This is a genomic window from Undibacterium sp. Ji50W, from assembly GCF_049340445.1.
GTDB lineage: Bacteria > Pseudomonadota > Gammaproteobacteria > Burkholderiales > Burkholderiaceae_D > Undibacterium.
On the sequence record NZ_JBMPOX010000002.1, the window covers coordinates 43,850 to 63,306 of the forward strand.

Here is a 19,457-nt window from a genome sequence, read left to right on the forward strand (position 1 = left end):
AAAAGTGTGTTAATTTAAGCAATTAACGTTGCTTATTTGAGACATTTTTTGTCCATATCTCCCTCCAAAGCCGAATTAGCTTGGCTGTCCAAGGCCAATTTTGGTCAAATACGTTAACTTCTTTTTAGCAGTCTTGTTGGTTCATAAGAATTAGCGCGTTTTGTGCGATCAAGTTTTGGCTCTGTTTTTTTGGCTCTGTTTTGCGCGAAAATGTGCTTAATGTAGTTCATATCAATGTGAAATCCTTTGGAGAAATATAAATGAAAAAATCACTCATCGCTTTGTCCGTTTTGGCAGCTGTTGCTGGTACTGCGCAAGCACAATCATCCGTAACTATTTACGGTGTTCTGGACATGGCTTTGCAAAATGAAACCAATGGCGCTGGTACAAAAGGCGCAGGCAATATTACAGCTCTGGATTCCGGCGTTCAATCCGGTTCCCGTTTGGGCTTCAAGGGTACTGAAGATTTGGGTGGCGGTCTGAAAGCCATCTTCAAGCTGGAAATGGGCGTTAATGCTGACACAGGTGCATCTGCTCAAGGTGGCGTGGCATTCGGTCGTGCAGCTTGGGTAGGTTTGGCTGGTGACTTTGGTGTTGTTAAATTGGGCCGTCAAAACAAACCTATGTTCGACGCTGTAGACTCTATCGATCCATTCAGCACTGGTATCGTCGGCGGCACAGCTGGCCAAAGTACAAGTGCAACTGGTTTTGGTAACCTGTTCTTCGCGACCAACCCACGTTCCACAAACACAATCAACTACTCCACGAATGATCTGAGTGGTTTCACTGGCTCCGTTGCTTACACATTTGGTGAAGCTGCTGGCGACAACTCTAAAAGCCGTGGTATTGGCGCGTCTGGCCAATATGCTGCTGGCCCGTTCCTTGGCGTGATTGCTTACCACACAGAAAATGATGCGGCTGCACTAGCAACCAAGCATTTGTTTGCAGGTGCAACATATGACTTTACAGTAGTTAAAGCTGCTTTGGCATACGGTAAAGTTACTTCTGACAATAACTCTGTTGATAACAAAATGTGGTTGTTGGGCGGAACAGTACCAGTAAGTGCTGCTGGCGCAATCGTCGGTACATACGCACGTGTAACAAACAACCTGGTATCAGCAGGTAATTCTAACCAAATCGCTATTGGTTACACTCACTCTCTGTCCAAGCGTACAAACATCTACACATCCTTCGAGCGTCTTTCGAATGATCTCAATACAAACGCAGGTGGTCTGGCTTCCAGTAACGGCGTGACAGAACGTCTGGTGAACGTAGGTATCCGTCACATGTTCTAATTTTTTATGCTGACCTTAGGGGCAGTATGAGAAATGCAAAAAAAAGCACCTTCATGGTGCTTTTTTTATGGCTGTGCTTATTGGGAATATTTTTGAGCAGTAAAGTCAGGTCACATATCAGTCATTTTGTGATTTGTCTGGTCAAAAAAATTGTCAGATTATTTAGCCATTCTTTTTTAATTATTAGTGATGTGAAGTAAGGGGTTAATAGCTTAAGAGCGGTAGTTGTCATTTAGGCGAAGCTGACACTAAGGCCAGGCAGTGGTACGCCAGAAAAAGCCGTTCCCCAGGTTTGCCCGGCCTGTACCGGATACGCATCAGTCCAGGTGCCGGTCGTGATAATCTCACCCGCCTGCAAGGCCGGAAACTGCGGTTGTTCTTGCAGCAGCCGGTGCAAATACCAGATGGCGTGCAGCGGGCTGTCCAGAACGTCGCTACCATAGCCTGCGCTGAGCAACGAGCCGTCGCAAGATAAAGACACGCTGGCATTCGCCAGCACTTCTGCCAGATGCTGACGGCTGGCGCTGGACAGTATGCGTGGCTCGCCTATCAGCAAGGTGCCGTGCAGGCCAAGGGCAGCAATGGCGTCCGCTGCTTCGAACTTCCAGTCTGGGTAGGGGCTGACGACGATTTCTATACCGTGCGCCATCCATTCCAGGCAATCAGCCAATTCTTCTATGGTGGCATCTGCCGCAGGTGTGCGGCCCAGCTTGAAGACTATTTCAGGCTCTATGCGGGGTTGCAAGGCACCAGTCAGGCTTTGATAGACATAGGCATCTTCCACATAGCGTACCGTGCTATCAAACAGGCTGCTCCAGATGGGCGCACGAATGGCTTCCCTGGCACCGTATTTGGACCACAGCTTGCGATTGGTAAAACCCAGCTTGCGTCCTATGCGCACTTCACCTTCAGCTATGCGTATGGCATCTGAAGCTTTAGCGATTTCATAAGCATCATGAATGCTTAGATCGAATTGGGAAGTCAGTGGATGTAAGGGCTGGAAACGGGCCCTGGCTTCAAGGAAGGTATAGGCATGGTGTTCGGCTTGTAGGGACATGGCATCAAGTTTGGTTGGTTTGAGCACAAAAAAAATTCTGGAAGGCGTGGATGTGTCACTTTCTGTTTCTGGAATAGTTCTTAGAACCTGCTTACGATCTTAAGCGCGCACGTGATTGGGGCTCATGTGCTGCTCTTCACTCCCGCTGACGCACGCTCACTACAGATCGCAAACAGGTTCTTACTGCCACGTGCAGGCAATGCAAAGCATGGCTTTAATGGCGATAGAGAAACGAGGTTTGCACCCTTAAGCGCCTCCCCATAATTCACCGTTATTGCCCGATCTGGGCATGGTTACGCCAAAATGCTCATAGGCGGACGGAGTTGCTATCCGGCCCCGGGGTGTACGCTGTAAAAATCCTTGCTGTATCAGATAGGGTTCCAGTACATCTTCTATGGTGTCGCGTTCTTCGCCTATGGCGGCGGCAACATTGTCCAGACCGACCGGGCCACCACCAAACTTGAAGAGTATGGCTTCCAGCAATTTTCTATCCATCAGATCAAATCCGGCGGCATCCACATCCAGCATTTTCAGGGCAGCATCGGCCATGGCGCGGGTGATTTCGCCATTGCCCTTGACCTCGGCATAGTCGCGTACACGTCGCAACAGGCGATTGGCTATCCTGGGCGTACCACGTGCCCGCTTGGCGATTTCACCGGCACCATCGGCCTGTATCGGCGCATGCAGCAATGAAGCTGAGCGGGTGACGATCTTGGTCAATTCTTCCGGCGTATAAAATTCCAGCCTGGCGACGATACCAAAACGGTCGCGCAGCGGGTTGGTCAGCATGCCGGCGCGGGTTGTAGCGCCCACCAGCGTGAACGGCTGCAAATCCAGTTTCACCGAGCGGGCCGCCGGACCTTCACCGATCATGATATCGATCTGGTAGTCTTCCAGCGCCGGGTACAAAATTTCTTCCACGACCGGTGACAATCTGTGGATTTCATCGATGAACAAGACATCGTTTGCTTCCAGGTTGGTCAGCAGGGCAGCCAGGTCGCCCGCACGTTCCAGTACCGGTCCCGATGTCTGGCGCAGATTGACGCCCATCTCACGTGCAATAATATGCGCGAGGGTGGTTTTACCCAGGCCCGGTGGACCAAACAGCAGCGTGTGATCGAGCGCTTCACTGCGTTGTCTGGCAGCGGTGATAAAAATTTCCAGCTGGCCGCGTATCTTTTCCTGCCCCACATACTCATCCAGTTGCTTGGGACGCAGGGCGCGCTCTATCGCTTCTTCATTGGGGGAGCTCGGCGTTGCCGAAATAATGCGTGGTTCGCTGAAGTTGGAAGAAAGATTATCTGTCTGTATCGTCATCGCTTAGCCTTTGGACAGTGCTTTCAATGCCAGCTTGATACCGTCGGATACCCCGCTGCCGGCAGGCACGGATTTCATCGCCAGCAAGGCTTCTTTGTCGGAATAACCAAGGGCTTGCAAGGCATTCAGGATATCGGCGCTATGGTCACCTGCCGCCAGCGCGGCGGTGGCAGTACCCAGGTCTGCACCCAGTTTGCCTTTCAGTTCCAGTAGCAGGCGTTCAGCGGTCTTTTTGCCTATGCCAGGCACGCGGGTCAGGCGTCCGGCTTCCTGCAGGGTAATCGCCTGCGCCAGATCAGCGACCGACATACCGGACAAGATAGACAGGGCAGTGCGGGCACCAACCCCGCTGATCTTGATCAGTTGTTTGAAGGTGCTGCGTTCTTCTGCCGTACCAAAACCAAACAGCACGTGCGCATCTTCGCGTATCGTCAGGTGGGTCAGCAAGACGACTTTTTCACCCAGGTGCGGCAGATTATAGAAGGTGCTCATGGGCACATCGACTTCATAACCTACGCCCTGGCAATCGACCAGCAATTGCGGAGGATTCTTTTCTATCAGAGTGCCAGCAATGCGACCTATCATGAGACTGCTTTCATACTGTATGAATAAGCAGTGATAGTAAACGATTCTTGGGCGTTTGACGAGGCTCGCAAGTAATTTATAACGATATTACCTATCTGCAACGCGGGGCAAGAGTGAGATAGAGAAATACGACCATATCTGCAATGAAGCGCTTAGCCCACCAGACGGCCACCTTTGACGCGCAGTCCTTTTTTAGCCAGGCCGGGTGCCAGTGCACCCAAAGTCGCCAGCGCATCGCCGCTATGCGCATGGCAAATTGCCACGCCCAGCGCATCGGCTGCATCGCTGCCAGGCAGGCCAGACAACGCCAGCAGGCGCTGCACCATATCCTGTACCTGTTCCTTCTTGGCCCGGCCATGGCCGACCACTCCCTGTTTGACTTGCAGGGCGGTGTATTCTGCGACTGCCAGGTCGGCCGCCACCAAAGCACAAATGGCCGCCCCGCGTGCCTGCCCCAGCAAAAGCGTGGATTGTGGATTGACGTTGACGAACACTTTTTCTATCGCCGCACAATCTGGATTGTAAGTGCGTACTATCTCAGAAACACCTGATAAAATGGTCTTTAAGCGTTCCGGTAAAGTGCCATCAATGGTCTTGATGGTGCCCGAAGCGATATACGTCAGCTTGCTGCCCTGTTTGTGAATGACGCCAAAACCGGTAGTGCGCAAGCCGGGGTCTATGCCTAGGATTTTCATGAATTGTTTTTGTGGGTATCGGTGGTCTGGTGCTAATTGCCGATGTTGCTGAACGGGTGTTGCTTGTGAGTATAGCGTATCAATGCGGGCTTTTATTTGTGCTTATGTGAGTGGGTAATTACTTTTATTTATTGTTGTCTGCGATTGATATTCGCAAGCAACCAACGCCACTGGAGCGCCAGCCCGGTAGCCTCCAGTCGGCGCTGGAGCGACGTTAAATTGGTTGGTGATACGTAGGCGATACTCAGCCCGTTTTGTATCGTCGCAATGCAATATGGTTGAGTGAGTCAGTATCCTCAAGTTCGTCATTCCTGCGTAGGCAGGAATCCAGTCTGGCACCAGCCAGAATAGTGACTTAAGCCATAAAGATGAGAGGGCAGAATAAAAAAACGGCTCTGGAATAACAGAGCCGTTAATTTGATCAATACAGCGTCAATCCGCATCAATGACGGAAATGACGTGTACCCGTGTACACCATCACCACACCGCGCTCATCAGCAGCATCAATCACTTCCTGGTCACGCATGGAACCACCGGGATGGATGACGCAAGTAGCACCAGCGTCGACAACCACATCCAGGCCGTCACGGAAGGGGAAGAACGCGTCGGATGCTACCGCAGAACCGGTCAGTGTCAGGCCAGCATTCTGCGCCTTGATAGAAGCGATACGGGCAGAGTCAATGCGGCTCATCTGACCAGCACCTACGCCCAGCGTCATGCCATTACCGCAGAAGACGATGGCATTTGATTTGACATATTTGGCCACGCGCCAGGCGAACATCATGTCAGCCATTTGTTGTGGGCCAGGCTGCAATTTCGAGACGACGCGCAATTCTTCCTGTAGGACGTTTTTGGCATCTGGTGCCTGCACCAGCAAACCACCGCCGACGCGTTTCATATCATACTGGTTGAAGCCGGCACCCAAAGGAATTTCCAGCAGGCGCACGTTTTGTTTGGCTGCAAAAATCTGTTTGGCTTCCGCAGTGAAGGATGGCGCGATCAACACTTCGACGAATTGCTTGGCGACGATTTCAGCAGCCTTGCCGTCGAGTTCGCGATTGAAAGCGATGATGCCGCCGAAAGCAGACGTAGGGTCTGTCTGCAAAGCCTTGCTATACGATTCAAACGGTGTCGCACCCAGCGCCACGCCGCAAGGATTGGCATGCTTGACGATGACGCAGGCAGATTCAGCGAAAGACTTCACGCATTCCCAGGCGGCATCGGCATCGGCGATATTGTTGTAAGACAGTTCCTTGCCCTGCAACTGCTTGTAGTTGGCCAATGAGCCTTCGAGAGACTTCAGGTCGCGGTAAAAAGCCGCAGACTGGTGTGGGTTTTCACCATAACGCATTTCCTGCACTTTTTCAAAATGCAAGTTCAGTGTTTGTGGATAAGCGCTGCGTGTAGCATGCGTCTTGTCTTCACCCAGGCTGCTCAGGTAATTGGTGATGGCACCATCGTATTGTGCTGTGTGGGCAAATACTTTTTTTGCCAGTGAAAACTTGGTGCCATAGCTGACGACGTTTTGATTTGCCTTCATCTCTGCCAGCACCACGGCATAATCAGCCGGGTCCACAATGACAGTCACGTCCTTGTGGTTCTTGGCAGACGAACGCAACATGGTCGGGCCGCCGATGTCGATATTTTCTATCGCATCTTCGAGTGAGCATTCGCCCTTGGCCACGGTTTGCTGGAACGGGTACAGGTTCACTACCACCATGTCGATGGTAGGAATGCCATGCTGTTCCAGCGCAGCCACGTGTTCCGGGAAATCACGGCGCGCCAGGATGCCCCCATGCACTTTTGGGTGCAGGGTCTTGACACGGCCATCGAGCATCTCAGGAAAGCCGGTGTAGTCTGCCACTTCAGTCACAGGCAGGCCGTTGTCAGCCAGCAGTTTGGCCGTGCCACCCGTGGACAAGAGCTTGACACCGAGCGCAGACAATTCACGTGCAAATTCGAGCACACCGGTCTTGTCGGAGACGGAAATGAGGGCTTGTTTGATCATGATTTTTGATATGAGTAAGGAAATCGGTGTCAAGCCTCGCGGATAGATTAAAGCAAACCGTGTTGCTGCAATTTCTTGCGCAAGGTATTCCGGTTAATGCCTAACATATCAGCGGCTTGTGACTGGTTGCTGGAGGCACGCGTCATGACCATTTCTAACATTGGCTTTTCAACGGCTAACACGACCATGTCGTAAATATTGGATGCGGGTTGCTCGCCCAGGTCACGGAAATATTTTTCCAGGTTTTTGTGGACGGCGTCTTGGATGCTATCTTTGCTCATGCTGTTTTTATCACTGTTCGGTTATGCCAGGCGGCGAGTTGTCCGTGGATGACGGACGGGAAGACAAAAGGATATTCGCCTTACGCTGCCAGTTTTTCTTCAAAGGGGCGGTATTGTAACCGCTCTCCATCCATGTGATCAAAAAAACTGCTGACGGCGGCAAGTTGTTCATCACAGTCCGTCAGTAAGTTCATTTGTTGCCGGAATTCTTCACCACCTACCAGGTCCTGCATATACCAGCCTATGTGTTTGCGTGCCGTTCGTACACCCAGATAGTCACCATAGAAGGCATAGTGCGCTTTCAAATGGGCATCCATCAGTTCACGAACTTCAGAAATCAGAGGGGCAGGTAAATATTGTCCGGTCTTGAGGAAGTGGGCGATCTCGCGAAAGATCCACGGTCGGCCTTGCGCCGCCCGGCCTATCATGATGGCGTCAGCACCGGTGACCTGCAAAACATATTTGGCCTTTTCCGGCGTCGTGATGTCGCCATTGGCAACCACGGGAATATTGACTGCGGCCTTGACCGCAGCAATGGTGTCATATTCGGCATCACCCTTGTAGCCATCGGCGCGGGTACGCCCATGCAGGGTCAGCATTTGTATGCCAGCCGCTTCTGCCATGCGGGCAATGTTCAGGGCATTTTTGTTTGCCCTGTCCCAGCCGGTACGAAACTTCAGCGTCACCGGCACATCGACTGCACCGACCACCGCATCCAGTATTTTCCCGACCAGGCCTTCATGTTGCAACAAGGCAGAACCGCACCAGGCATTGCAAACTTTTTTTACCGGACAACCCATATTGATATCGATGATTTGCGCACCTTTATCCACATTATGCCTGGCACATTCTGCCAGCATTTGTGGGTCAGCACCGGCGATCTGCACCGCCTTGGGTTCCATTTCGCCTTCATGGTTGGTACGGCGCGTCGATTTTTCTGTTTCCCAGAGCTTGGGATTGGATGCCGCCATTTCAGATACGGCATAGCCTGCACCCAGTTCCTTGCATAACTGACGGAAAGGCCTGTCAGTCACACCAGCCATGGGAGCAACAAAAATATTATTACGCAGCACGTAAGAGCCGATTTGCACGATCAGGGAAGGGGAAATTCGAAGAAGCGCTATTCTACCTGAATCCTGCCTAAATATTCGGCAAAATCATGACCGTTCGTCGGGAATATTTTTATCTATATGGCATGATCACTTAATAGTATAAATCTAGTAAAAGACGCGTCTTTTAGACTTGCATTTCTAAATTACTGTCATAGCCAATTTACCAACCTGTGTTGCAGTACTTGTGTATACTCTAGTTGTCTAAACACGTTCTTACAGACTCCTGACAAAAGTGCATTCCCATGGCCTTGATTGGCTGATCGTCGTCAAGGGAATACATTTTTTATATTAAGGGAGTTGTCGTGAACACGCAAAACAAGGAGGCAGTACATAGAATTACCATCGTTGGCGGTGGTGCAGGCGGGCTGGAACTGGCAGTTCGTCTGGGCAAGAAACTGGGCAAGAAAGCGAAGGCGATCATCACGCTGGTGGATGCCAGCCGTACCCATTTGTGGAAACCTTTATTGCACCAGGTTGCCGCAGGTACCCTCGACAGCCACGCGGACGAACGCGAATATTTTGCCTTGGCAAGATCGAATCATTTTGAATTCCGGCTGGGCCGCATGGATGGCTTGTCACGCGACAAGAAAGAAATCTACCTCGCTCCCACTCTCGATGAAAACGGCATAGAGTTATTGCCACGTCAGGCCATTCCTTATGATAGCCTGGTGATTGCACTGGGCAGCCAAACCAATGACTTTGGTACGCCTGGCGCACGTGAAAATTGCATCATGCTGGATTCTCTGGCTGCAGCAGAACGCTTCCATCAAAAACTCATCAATTGCTGCCTGCGTGCACAAACCCAGGCCCAGGCTGCGGGGGAAGGGCGTTTTACCGTCACCATCATCGGTGGTGGCGCTACCGGTGTAGAGCTGGCCGCCGAGTTGCACATGACTACCAAAATTCTGTCCAGTTATGGGCTGGTTAATTTCCATCCTGAAAAAGACTTGAAGATCGTCATCGTTGATGCTGCACCGCGTTTGCTGCAAATGCTGCCTGAGCGCTTGTCAGAAGCCGTGGCGCGCGAATTGCGCAGCATTGCCGTTGAAATTCATACCAACGAAAAAGTCGTCGAAGTTTCCAAGGCCGGCGTGCAAATGGCAGGTGGCAAATTCATCCCCAGCGGCATCGTGGTATGGGCGGCAGGTATCAAGGCACCAGAGTTCCTGAAAGACCTTGATGGCCTGGAATGCAATCGCATCAATCAACTGGTCGTCAACCGGTCCTTACAAACCACGCGGGATCCTTCCATCTTTGCCCTGGGTGATTGCTGTGCCTGTCCGCAAGGTGAGGGTTTGCCGAATGTGCCCCCGCGCGCCCAATCAGCACATCAGCAAGCCAGTTTGCTGGCCAAGTCACTGACACGCCAGTTGCAAGGCAAGTCGCTGCTGGAATTTACCTACAAAGACCATGGTTCACTGGTGTCATTGGGTAATTACAGTACGGTCGGCAGCCTGATGGGGGCCATCGCCAGCGGCTCCGTTTTTATCGAAGGCACGTTGGCGAAATGGATGTACTGGTCACTGCACAAGCATCATCAGGTGGCAGTCAATGGCCTGTTCCATACCTGGCTATCCACCTGGGCAGAAACCATAGACAGAGTGCGCAATCCGCGTATCAAGTTGCATTGATTTTTTTCTGGACGGAGCCCTGCAGCGAGGCCTTGTGGCCAGCTATTGCTTGCAGGGGCAAACCTCGTTTGGTCACAGCAGAAATAGGGGGAGCTTGGAGTTTCTTGCTTCCCTGGTACCGGCTGCTTGACATCTCAAGCAGCATTCTTGCCATACCAAAGCAGAATTGCCAGCGCAATGGCGATCAGCACCAGTGGCAATTTTAAGTCTATCAGCGTGACCAGCAGTTTCTTCTGTGTACCATTTTTTGCATCATTCAATGCCCCGGCCCATTTGGCTTTTCGTAATTCAAGAAATGGGTCAAATCCATTCAGCGTTTGCGTATCCCTGTTATGAAATGCCGTCCGTGCAACGCCTTGTGACAGATTGAAATTGTTCAAAACAATTTCAGCCTTATTCCTGTCTTTGATCGCCAGGGTTTTTGCAGAGCCATCATAGAAGTTGAATTTGAATAGGGTTTTTTTGTATTTGCCATTCACTTTATTATGGGTCACTTCCAACTTGTGCAATTGTGCGAGGTCATATATGCCTATCTTCCATGACCTGACATCGACTATCGCCAATGGAAAAAGATAGCAGCCGGGAAGAAAGTAAAATTCCTTGTTGAGCTGATTGCGTTGCCAGATCGCATGGACGCCATAGATAAGGCCTGTCAACAACAGCGCATACAAGAAAATTGCTCTTTGGTCTTCCCACAATATGCTGAGCGAATCCACTACATCAGAAAATGCCACCAGCCATAATAAAATACTGCAAAAGAGGATGAGTAGCGCATTCAGCCCAAACCAGATCCTGTTTGATGTCGTGTCGGCATGCACCAGGTAATCAGGATTGGAAACAGACTTTAATAATTGTTTTTTGACACTGCGGGGCAGTGTATCAAAATCGAATTGATAAAAGACGCGCACGAATTCAGTCCTTAAATTTAAAATAGTGTGGTCAGTTGATGGTAGTCAGCGCCATAAAAAGCTTGCAATTATTCAACATTATCAGTATCACCAATTGTCTTGCTTTGGTCAACCTATGTGTCTGGAAATGATGTTTTGGGTGTGTCTGCTCACCAGAACACCGTTTTTTTGATCTGATGCAGTTTGAAATGCATCCATCCGACAATTACCGGCATTAATCGACCGTCACCCGCCACTAATCGCAAACCAGAGGTAAAGGCAAATCCACATGCGTATATTTCAAGTCTTGAATTATTCTTATGGAGAAGATGTGATGAAACACTGGAAAGCAGTAATCGCAGCCTGCCTGATTGGCTTTGCCATGAATGCCTCGTTTGCTGATGGCATCAAGCTTGGTGCACCTGATGGGTGGCAGCTATGGGGACCCTTGGGGGATAAATATGAGATGGGGATAGACCCGGCGGAAAGCACGCCTGATCACCCCGCGCTGATCATCGCTAGCAAAGACACAGCAACGAATGAAACCGTCACCCTGATGCAGCAAGTGAATGCCGCAGAATGGGAAGGTGGCATGATTGAATTCAGTATGATGGCTAAAGCGGTCGGTGCGGAAAAGAACAGGATATGGTTACGCCATATGAAAGGCAGGAACCCCGTCACGGGAGAAAAACGCAACGTGCCGGAACTGATGGTGAACTCACGCAGCATACCAGACAGCAAGGGGTGGGAGCGGATTACCATCATCAGCTATTTACCCAAAGACGCAGGTGACGAAGACCGGCACTTTGACATTGGTATCTCACTTGCTTCCAAAGGCAAGATATGGGTCAGGGATATTAAATTGGAACGCAAACCTTTTGTACCGATTACCAATCCCGTTGAGCTACCAGCTTTTCGCATAGGCTTACCCACCTATCCTGCCCGCAATCTTAACTTTACTGGTTAATTTTTCGGTCTTGCACATCTGCATCTCAATACATAAATCAAGCAAATATTGGAGTCAACATTGAAACACTGGAAAATTGTAGTCACTGCGCCTCTGGTCGCATTTGCCGTCAACTTTTCTTTTGCCGGACCGGTCAAAAATGGTATCCCCAAAGGCTGGGTCGGTGGCGGAGCGATCGCCACCCATTATGAAAGTGGACTGGACGAGTCACAAGGTACAACTGAGCAACCGGCCTTTTTCATTGCTGCAAAACAGGATACAGTTACGGATGATTTCGCAGCCATCACGCAAGTCATTGACGCCAGTGCCTATCGTGGGAAAATCATGTTCTTTACCGCATCGGCCCTGCATATAGGCGAACTTGGCGGTTATGAATTCTGGATCAGGACCACTAATGAAAAGGGATACACCTCTATTGCCTCTTCCTGGGCCCGCAAGAGTGACACCTGGGAAACAGTCAGGGTCAGATTGATGGTGCCGGCGAATGCACAAAAATTGGAGCTGGGCGTGGGTATCAGAGATAAAGGTAAATTACTGGTAAAAGGCATGACTTTCAATGAAGTGCAGCCCAGCAATTCTGTGCCGGAGAGTAAGCCCATAGCCAATAAAATCACCATGGGGTCAGTCACAGGGGCGTTACAGAATCTGAATTTTTCTGAGTAGTTTTCGAACTGATTTCCTGACAAATTTAAAGAATAGCTACAATAGATGCACACAGAAATTGCGATACCCCATCAAGATCAACAGGGTGATAACACAGTAGTTACCTGGCCATTCTTGTCCATGGCGGCAGTGCTGGGACTGTTTGCTTATGCAGGCTTGAGCGCGGCGCGCTCTGCCTGGCTGGCGGATAGTCTGGCGCTCTTGCTGGCGTACACCGCAGCGCAGGCGGGTTTGTGCCTGTCGCAAAAAATGCTATGGCTCAAGCATGCTGGTCTGCGTTGGCTTGTGCTGGCGGTTTTTGTGTTGCTGGCCTTGTATGTGGGGGTAAAGGTTGAAGCCATGTTCTGGCCACCCTTGACAACGGGTCATGCAAACTGGTTGCTGCCAGCCGTCATTCTGGTATTTATCTTCGCCACCGTATTCCCTGCCGCCATAGACCTGGAAATCAAGCGTCGTACCCAGGCCAGCCTGGCCGCAGAAGCCAGCAAACACAGGGTAGAAAGACAAATGCTGGAAGCCAGGCTGGCTGCTTTGCAGGGGCAGATAGAACCGCATTTTTTGTTTAATACCCTGGCCAATACCCGTGCCCTGATACATCAGGATGCCGTACTTGCCGAGCAAATGCTGAACCACCTGATTGCCTATCTGCGTGCTGCCATGCCCGACATACGCCAGAGTACCACCACGCTTGGGCAAGAGCTGGACAGAGCTGCTGCATATCTGCAAATCTTCCAGATACGGCTGGGGCCGCGCTTTCAGTTTTCTGTGCAGGCCGCGGACGATGTCAGGGCTTGCCTGATTCCACCGCTGGCTGTCATGAGTCTGGTAGAGAATGCGATCAAGCATGGCATAGAACCGCAGCCTGGCGATGTGCGCATCGACATCAGCGCCAGCAGCGATGCCGGGCAATTGCAGATCATGGTCAGCGACAATGGTTGCGGCTTTCAGAATGAACTGGGCAGTGGCGTGGGTTTGCTGAATGTACAGGAAAGATTGCTGGCCCTGTTTGGTGAGCAGGCAGAATTGCAATTGCAGCCGCAAGAATCCGGTGGCATATGCGCGACCATCTGCTTGCCAGCCAGGCCAGGCGAGTTGTCATGAGTATCAACAATCCCAGGGTACTGATCGCCGAAGACGAAGCAATTTTACGACAAGAACTGCAAAGCACATTGATGCAACTGTGGCCAGAACTTGACATCATCGCTACCGTTGATGACGGCATCAAGGCCCTGCATGCGATAGCAGAACTGCGTCCCGAGCTTGCCTTTCTGGATGTGCGCATGCCCGGCTTAAGCGGCATCGATGTCGCCCGTCTGGCGCAGCACCCTTGCCACATCGTATTTTTAACTGCCCACAATGATTATGCAGTCGATGCCTTTGATCAGGGGGCCGTTGACTACCTGCTCAAACCGCTCGATGCCGGGCGTCTGGCCTTGGCCGTGCAAAGACTTAAACAACGCCTGTCACAACAGCCTGCCGACCTGTCCGCCCTGCAAGTCAAAAAACCGCAAGAGTCGCTGCGCTGGATACAGGCATCCGTCGGCAACCAGATACGCTTCATCAATGTCAGCGACGTGCTGTGTTTCAGGGCAGATTCCAAATACACCAAGGTCATCACAGCTAAACTCGAAGCCTATATCCGTACCACCATCAAGGATCTGGCAGCGCAACTGGATGCCGATAAATTCTGGCAGATATCACGCAGCAATATTGTCAGTGTGGCGGCGATTGACGCCGTTCAAAGAAATGATGGAGGGCTGGCCTTGCGATTGCAGAAAGGGGATGAATGGCTGGCGGTGTCGCAGGCGTATCAACACCAGTTTCGCCAAATGTAGTTGCTAAGTGCTGATTAAGCTAAGCGCGGCTCAATTTTGAGCCTGCGATGCTCTTCGTACTTGAGTACGAAGCGCTTCTCAACTCAAACTGACATCGCTCGCTACGCTTACTCAGAGACTCCTTGACGGCACGCTGGGATTGATGAACGAACGCTCAAACAAATCTGGCACCTGCTGACATTCTGGTGAATGGTATGTTTACGCGATATACTATGTCACCAATACTACTGAACAATTCAATCATGAAAACCAAAAACTTGTCGCTGATGTGCAGTTTGTCTGGTCTATTCACGTTATTGTGTATCCTTGTTTCAAAGAACAGTGATTTTTCTGTCTTGGGCCTTACGTCAGAGTTTGTATCCGGATTCTTTCTGGGCTTGTCTGTCGTTGCAAGTATTGCGACCATCGTGATTGGCGTCAATGTGGGTGTGGCGGCCAAACGGGTCGATTCCAGACAAGGCTAATTGTCTGAATGCCGGTAATGGCAAGCGGCATCCCGGCAATGTCGTTTGGGCAGACATGTTTTCCTGATCATTCTTCACCACTAAGCTCTTAGGCTTCCCAGTGCTGACGCCCGGTGGAATCCCGCGTGTGTTTGCCTTCGTCTATTTTCCCGGTTCCAGTTCTCACAGGCCTTTCTCATAGAAATCTGCTTGACGCGATATTGTTGATAATGCAGCCTGGTTCATATGTGATAAAAGATGCACGCAACTTTCCCTGACTAACTTCATGAGATTCAGCTTTTTATGATCAACACCAAAATATTTGTTTTCTTGCTGGCTATAGCCGGGCTGGTTCATGCCGGAGAAAAAAGTGAAAACATTGTTGTCGGTACCATAGAAACCATACACTCAAATGCCTTGAACGAGGATAAAAAGATTTGGGTATACGTTCCGAAGCCCGATGCCGGTCGGGGGCCGGAGAAGCCAGTTTATCCGGTTGTCTATTTGCTGGACGGCAGTGATCATTTTCTTTCAATGATGGGTTTGATGGAAAAGAAATGCCGGGGTATTGGCCATTCTTGTCCCGAAATGATTTTGGTTGCTGTTACCCATAATAACCGTCAGCGTGAACTGACACCTACGAAGGCGGGTTCATATGCCCAGCCAGAAAAGACCAATGAAAACTCTGGTGGCGGCGAAGCTTTTTCTACTTATCTGGAAAAAGAACTGATCCCCTACATCAATGCAAAATATCCGGCTGCTCCCTATCGGGTATTGGTTGGCCATTCTTTGGGCGGCTTGACTGTGATGCATAATCTGATCAATCACAGTGCATTGTTCGATGCCTATCTGGCGATAGATCCCAGTATGTGGTGGGATAATGCGCTGCTGGTCAAACAAATGGATGTAGCGCTAAAGGACGGCCGCTTTGCCAGCAAGTCGTTATATTTGGCGGTTGCCAATACGCTCGCTAAAGGCGTGTCAATTGATGATGCCAGATCTGGCAGCGATCAAAAAAACTTGCATATCCGTTCCATACTCAAACTGGTCGATACACTGGATGCCCATCCACAAAGCGGCTTGCGCTGGAAGTGGAAATACTACCCGGAAGAAGGTCATGGCTCTATTCCGATTTTAGCCGAGTATGACGGCTTGAACTTCTTGTTTGATTTTTACAAGCTGGCCGATTTTGTGCGTTTGTATGATGCGAAGATAGATGGTGCAGGTGAAATGAAGCAGCATTTTGAAAAAATCAGCGCATATGGGCTATCAGCTCTTACCCGATCTGGAAACGATGGATGGGCTGGGGCAGCATTTTTTACGTGAGAAAAAATTGAAGAATGCCCATGATTTTTTTAGCGTGAATATGGAAAACTATCCGCGCAATGCTTTGTCCCATGAAGGTATGGGTGACTACTACAGGGCGGTAGGTGATCAGGCCAGGGCGAAGGAGGCATATCAGCAAGCCGTGAATCTGGATGCTAATTCCAAAGCCAGGGGGAAGCTGGATAAATTGAACGGCATCGTGCCTCGTTGATGGCTATTGGCGGAAATTAATTATCTATTCATTGTGCCATGAAAGCCGCGGGATTCCTGCCGTCGCAGGAATGACGATGTGGAAGGTATCGGGATTAGCGGTCTTTTCCGTATGCTCAAGTTTGGTGGCGTTGATTGGTTAGCAGTGCGGTGAGCCAGAGCGCGATTTAGCGATCAGACAGCATTGCACAAGGCCCACCGTATTGTCGTAGCACGTCAATCAATGTTTCTCGATCTTGCTCTGATTAATCTCATCCAGCCCATCCGCATCCAGATGGGCGACATCGCCCCATTGCACCAGCTTGATGTCTTTGCCCGTCACTTCAAAACGATTGATGCTGGCATTATAGATAGTGACTTCGCGTGGTGCGTTCAGTGGCAAATCCTTGGCAGCGCGGTAAGCACATTCAAGTACGCCGCCGTGGGCGACGATGGCGATTTTCTTGCCTTCAAATTGTTTGGCATAGTGCAGCACATGTTCCATCACCCGTTTGTGGAACTGGCGTATGGTTTCACCTTCGTTTTCACCGGGCGGGAATTGGGCATCCGGTTCATGCGCTTGCCAGGCGTTATATTCCTTGCGATACAGGCTGGGTAATTCGCTATACAGCTTGCCTTCAAAGCCGCCAAAGCAGCGTTCACGCAAGCCTTTGTCGATGCGGGTACTGACGCCTTGCAGGCGGGCGATCTCGCCGGCAGTCTGCACGGCGCGTTGCAAGTCACTGGAAACTATGGCATGCAGCTTTTCATTTTGCAAAGCCCAGGCCAGCGCTTTGGCCTGGCGTGTGCCTTCGGCATTCAAGGGGATGTCGAGATGACCTTGCAAGCGGCGTTCTGCATTCCAGGCGGTTTCGCCGTGGCGTATCAATAAAATTTCTGTGGGTTTCATATTCTTGTGTTGCTTATTTTGTTTTTAGCCAGAAGGTCACGGGGCCATCATTGGTCAGTGATACTTTCATGTCTGCACCAAAGCTGCCGGTTTCTACCTGTGCATGTTTGTTGCGTGCCTGGGTGACAAAATAGTCGAACAATTGCTTGCCCAGTTCTGGTGGTGCGGCAGGCGTGAAAGAGGGGCGGGTGCCGGAATTGGTATCAGCTGCGAGTGTGAATTGCGGCACCAGCAGCAAGCCGCCTTGCACGTCGGTGACGCTGCGGTTCATCTTGCCGGCATCGTCGGAGAAAACGCGGTAAGCCAGTAATTTTGTCAGCAGGGCGTCCGCCTGTTTTTCGGTATCGTCACGCTCGGCGCAGACCAGGACCATCAGGCCATTGTTGATGGCACCGATGGTGTTGCCATCGACGACGACTTTGGCTTCGGTGACTCTTTGTAGTAGGGCGATCATGGGGAAATGTATTCGGTGTTTTGATTCCCTCCCTTTCAAGGGGAGGGTTAGGGTGGGGATGGGGTTCGGTTGAATGGCCGAGATGTTAATTGAATCGGTGATTTGCTGAGGAAACCCATCCCCATCCCAACCTTCCCCTTGAAGGGGAAGGAGTTTCCCGCGTTACTCAGGAAGTGGGGCATGCATCAAGCCATCAAGAGCCGTCAAAGTCACCTTTGCAAACTTGCGACGACCAACCTGCACCACAAATGTACCGGCTTCAACTTTCAAACCCTTGTCACTGATAACGACTGAATCAATGCGCACGCCACCCTGTTCCACCATACGCATGCCTTCGCCGGTTGATGCGCACAGATTGGTCTGTTTCAACAACTGGCCTATGCTCATAGGTGCGCCGCTTAAACTGATTTCTTCTACATCATCCGGTATCCCGCCCTTGGAGCGATTCACGAAATCCGCCAAGGCATCTTCTGCGGCCTGCTTGTCATGGAAGCGGGTGACGATTTCCTGCGCGATGGCAACCTTGATATCGCGCGGGTTCTGGCCTTCGGCCACGGCTTTTTTGTAGGCCGCGATCTGTTCCAGCGAGCAGAAAGACAGCAACTCGTAGTAACGCCACATCATGGTGTCCGAGATGCTCATGATCTTGGCAAACATGGTGTTGGCGGGTTCCGTGATGGCGATGTAGTTGTTCTTGGACTTGGACATTTTTTCCACGCCGTCCAGACCTTCCAGCAAAGGCATGGTCAGGATACATTGTGGTTCCTGGCCATAATCCTTTTGCAATTCACGACCGACCAGCAGGTTGAACTTTTGATCGGTACCACCCAGTTCCAGGTCAGATTTCAGGGCGACAGAATCATAACCCTGCATCAGCGGGTACAAGAATTCATGCACCGAAATGGGGGTGCCAGCCTTGAAGCGCTTGGTGAAATCATCACGCTCCATCATGCGGGCCACGGTGTACTTGGATGACAGTTGTATCATGCCGCGCGCACCCAGCGGGTCCGACCATTCCGAGTTGTAACGGATATCGGTCTTGCTGGCATCCAGTACCAAAGCGGCCTGCTTGAAGTAAGTCTGGGCGTTGTCTTCGATCTGCTCACGCGTCAGTGGTGGGCGAGTGGCATTGCGGCCAGACGGGTCACCGATCATGGACGTGAAATCACCAATCAAAAAGATGACGGTATGGCCCAGATCTTGCAACTGACGCATCTTGTTGAGTACCACCGTGTGCCCCAGGTGCAAATCTGGTGCAGTCGGGTCCAGGCCCAGCTTGATGCGCAGGGGTTTGCCGCTTTGCTCGCTGCGTGCCAGTTTTTGCGCGAATTCAGACTCGATTAAAAGTTCATCAACACCGCGTTTGGTCACTGCCAGCGCATGCTGCACCGCGTCAGAAAGAGGCAGGATTTTGCTGGTCTGTTCAGCGTGATCAGTAGAGCTTGAATTTTGTACAGAAGTCATAGTAAAGTTGCATGAAATTTTTTGTAACACCGCTGGTCGAATTCACAAACTGAATCCATAATCAGCGTTTTGCCAAATTCTGGGTGTTGGTTAAATTGCCGGGATTAATCAGAGTCATCAGAAGCCATCGCATACTTGCAATTTTACTTGCTAAGTGATCTTCAGGCGGTTGTTGTGAGTACTTTATAATCCCATCCTTGGCCTTGCAGTCTTGCTATGTTGTGCATCTTGTGTGCACCTTCAAGTCACTACAACAAGCCCGAATTTTCGATAAAAACAGTCAATTTTAACTTATTGCATGCGTCCATCAGATAAATTACTTCGTTTAGCTTCTGGTA

General features: G+C 50.7%; 20 protein-coding genes. 9 read left to right on the plus strand and 11 right to left on the minus strand.

Going from position 1 to position 19,457, the window contains the following annotated elements; genetic code table 11:
- Nucleotides 1-260 precede the first annotated feature (260 nt).
- The gene (locus tag ACO0K9_RS05475) at nt 261-1,295 is read left to right on the plus strand and encodes a porin (RefSeq protein WP_422982613.1); all 1,035 of its coding nucleotides are present in this window, start codon (nt 261-263) and stop codon (nt 1,293-1,295) included.
- A gap of 232 nt (nt 1,296-1,527) precedes the next feature.
- Here ACO0K9_RS05475 and ACO0K9_RS05480 read toward each other — a convergent pair whose 3' ends face one another.
- The 7 genes from ACO0K9_RS05480 to dusB form a co-directional block, all read right to left on the minus strand.
- On the minus strand, nt 1,528-2,352 hold the full coding sequence (locus ACO0K9_RS05480; protein ID WP_422982615.1) for a 2-keto-4-pentenoate hydratase: 825 nt from the start codon (nt 2,350-2,352) through the stop codon (nt 1,528-1,530).
- Nucleotides 2,353-2,598: 246 nt separating this feature from the next.
- Nucleotides 2,599-3,669 (minus strand): Holliday junction branch migration DNA helicase RuvB, encoded by a 1,071-nt coding sequence (ruvB, locus tag ACO0K9_RS05485; RefSeq protein WP_422982617.1) that lies wholly within the window; start codon nt 3,667-3,669, stop codon nt 2,599-2,601.
- Nucleotides 3,670-3,672: 3 nt separating this feature from the next.
- Nucleotides 3,673-4,254, minus strand: a complete 582-nt coding sequence (gene ruvA, locus ACO0K9_RS05490; RefSeq protein WP_422982619.1) for a Holliday junction branch migration protein RuvA — start codon at nt 4,252-4,254, stop codon at nt 3,673-3,675.
- A 152-nt stretch (nt 4,255-4,406) separates the two neighbouring features.
- On the minus strand, nt 4,407-4,949 hold the full coding sequence (gene ruvC / locus ACO0K9_RS05495; protein ID WP_422982621.1) for a crossover junction endodeoxyribonuclease RuvC: 543 nt from the start codon (nt 4,947-4,949) through the stop codon (nt 4,407-4,409).
- 442 nt (nt 4,950-5,391) lie between these two features.
- Complete coding sequence (purH, locus tag ACO0K9_RS05500) at nt 5,392-6,957, minus strand: bifunctional phosphoribosylaminoimidazolecarboxamide formyltransferase/IMP cyclohydrolase (protein ID WP_422982623.1); 1,566 nt, start codon at nt 6,955-6,957, stop codon at nt 5,392-5,394.
- 47 nt (nt 6,958-7,004) lie between these two features.
- Nucleotides 7,005-7,238, minus strand: coding sequence for a helix-turn-helix domain-containing protein (locus ACO0K9_RS05505; protein ID WP_110258221.1), 234 nt, complete (start codon nt 7,236-7,238; stop codon nt 7,005-7,007).
- Nucleotides 7,239-7,318: 80 nt separating this feature from the next.
- A complete protein-coding gene (gene dusB / locus ACO0K9_RS05510) occupies nt 7,319-8,329 on the minus strand; it encodes a tRNA dihydrouridine synthase DusB (protein WP_422982625.1) in 1,011 nt (336 codons plus the stop codon).
- 323 nt (nt 8,330-8,652) lie between these two features.
- Here dusB and ACO0K9_RS05515 point away from each other — a divergent pair, with 323 nt between their 5' ends.
- Complete coding sequence (locus tag ACO0K9_RS05515; protein WP_422982627.1) at nt 8,653-9,981, plus strand: NAD(P)/FAD-dependent oxidoreductase; 1,329 nt, start codon at nt 8,653-8,655, stop codon at nt 9,979-9,981.
- 134 nt (nt 9,982-10,115) lie between these two features.
- Here the strand turns inward: ACO0K9_RS05515 and ACO0K9_RS05520 are convergent, their stop codons facing one another.
- On the minus strand, nt 10,116-10,889 hold the full coding sequence (locus ACO0K9_RS05520) for a hypothetical protein (RefSeq protein ID WP_422982629.1): 774 nt from the start codon (nt 10,887-10,889) through the stop codon (nt 10,116-10,118).
- Between the two features lie 268 nt (nt 10,890-11,157).
- Between ACO0K9_RS05520 and ACO0K9_RS05525 the strand changes: the two genes are divergently transcribed.
- The 7 genes from ACO0K9_RS05525 to ACO0K9_RS05555 all read left to right on the plus strand — a co-directional run bounded on the left by ACO0K9_RS05525 (nt 11,158) and on the right by ACO0K9_RS05555 (nt 16,313).
- Nucleotides 11,158-11,835 carry a hypothetical protein gene (locus ACO0K9_RS05525; RefSeq protein ID WP_422982631.1) on the plus strand — a complete coding sequence of 226 codons (678 nt, stop codon included), beginning with the start codon at nt 11,158-11,160 and terminating at the stop codon, nt 11,833-11,835.
- Between the two features lie 60 nt (nt 11,836-11,895).
- The gene (locus ACO0K9_RS05530; protein WP_422982633.1) at nt 11,896-12,498 is read left to right on the plus strand and encodes a hypothetical protein; all 603 of its coding nucleotides are present in this window, start codon (nt 11,896-11,898) and stop codon (nt 12,496-12,498) included.
- A gap of 45 nt (nt 12,499-12,543) precedes the next feature.
- Nucleotides 12,544-13,599 (plus strand): sensor histidine kinase, encoded by a 1,056-nt coding sequence (locus tag ACO0K9_RS05535; protein WP_422982635.1) that lies wholly within the window; start codon nt 12,544-12,546, stop codon nt 13,597-13,599.
- The gene (locus ACO0K9_RS05540) at nt 13,596-14,333 is read left to right on the plus strand and encodes a LytR/AlgR family response regulator transcription factor (RefSeq protein WP_422982637.1); all 738 of its coding nucleotides are present in this window, start codon (nt 13,596-13,598) and stop codon (nt 14,331-14,333) included. The genes ACO0K9_RS05535 and ACO0K9_RS05540 overlap by 4 nt, the downstream gene beginning before the upstream one ends.
- Before the next feature lie 242 nt (nt 14,334-14,575).
- Nucleotides 14,576-14,797 (plus strand): hypothetical protein, encoded by a 222-nt coding sequence (locus ACO0K9_RS05545; protein WP_422982639.1) that lies wholly within the window; start codon nt 14,576-14,578, stop codon nt 14,795-14,797.
- A 282-nt stretch (nt 14,798-15,079) separates the two neighbouring features.
- Nucleotides 15,080-16,102 carry an alpha/beta hydrolase gene (locus ACO0K9_RS05550; protein ID WP_422982641.1) on the plus strand — a complete coding sequence of 341 codons (1,023 nt, stop codon included), beginning with the start codon at nt 15,080-15,082 and terminating at the stop codon, nt 16,100-16,102.
- 7 nt (nt 16,103-16,109) lie between these two features.
- Nucleotides 16,110-16,313: a hypothetical protein gene (locus ACO0K9_RS05555; protein WP_422982643.1), complete on the plus strand. Its 204-nt coding sequence runs from the start codon at nt 16,110-16,112 to the stop codon at nt 16,311-16,313.
- 219 nt (nt 16,314-16,532) lie between these two features.
- Here ACO0K9_RS05555 and ACO0K9_RS05560 read toward each other — a convergent pair whose 3' ends face one another.
- The 3 genes from ACO0K9_RS05560 to tyrS form a co-directional block, all read right to left on the minus strand.
- Nucleotides 16,533-17,201 carry a histidine phosphatase family protein gene (locus ACO0K9_RS05560; RefSeq protein ID WP_422982645.1) on the minus strand — a complete coding sequence of 223 codons (669 nt, stop codon included), beginning with the start codon at nt 17,199-17,201 and terminating at the stop codon, nt 16,533-16,535.
- A gap of 13 nt (nt 17,202-17,214) precedes the next feature.
- Nucleotides 17,215-17,655 (minus strand): D-aminoacyl-tRNA deacylase, encoded by a 441-nt coding sequence (gene dtd / locus ACO0K9_RS05565; protein WP_422982647.1) that lies wholly within the window; start codon nt 17,653-17,655, stop codon nt 17,215-17,217.
- 162 nt (nt 17,656-17,817) lie between these two features.
- Entirely contained in the window at nt 17,818-19,119 is a 1,302-nt protein-coding gene (tyrS, locus tag ACO0K9_RS05570; protein ID WP_422982649.1) for a tyrosine--tRNA ligase, read from the minus strand.
- Nucleotides 19,120-19,457 lie beyond the last annotated feature (338 nt).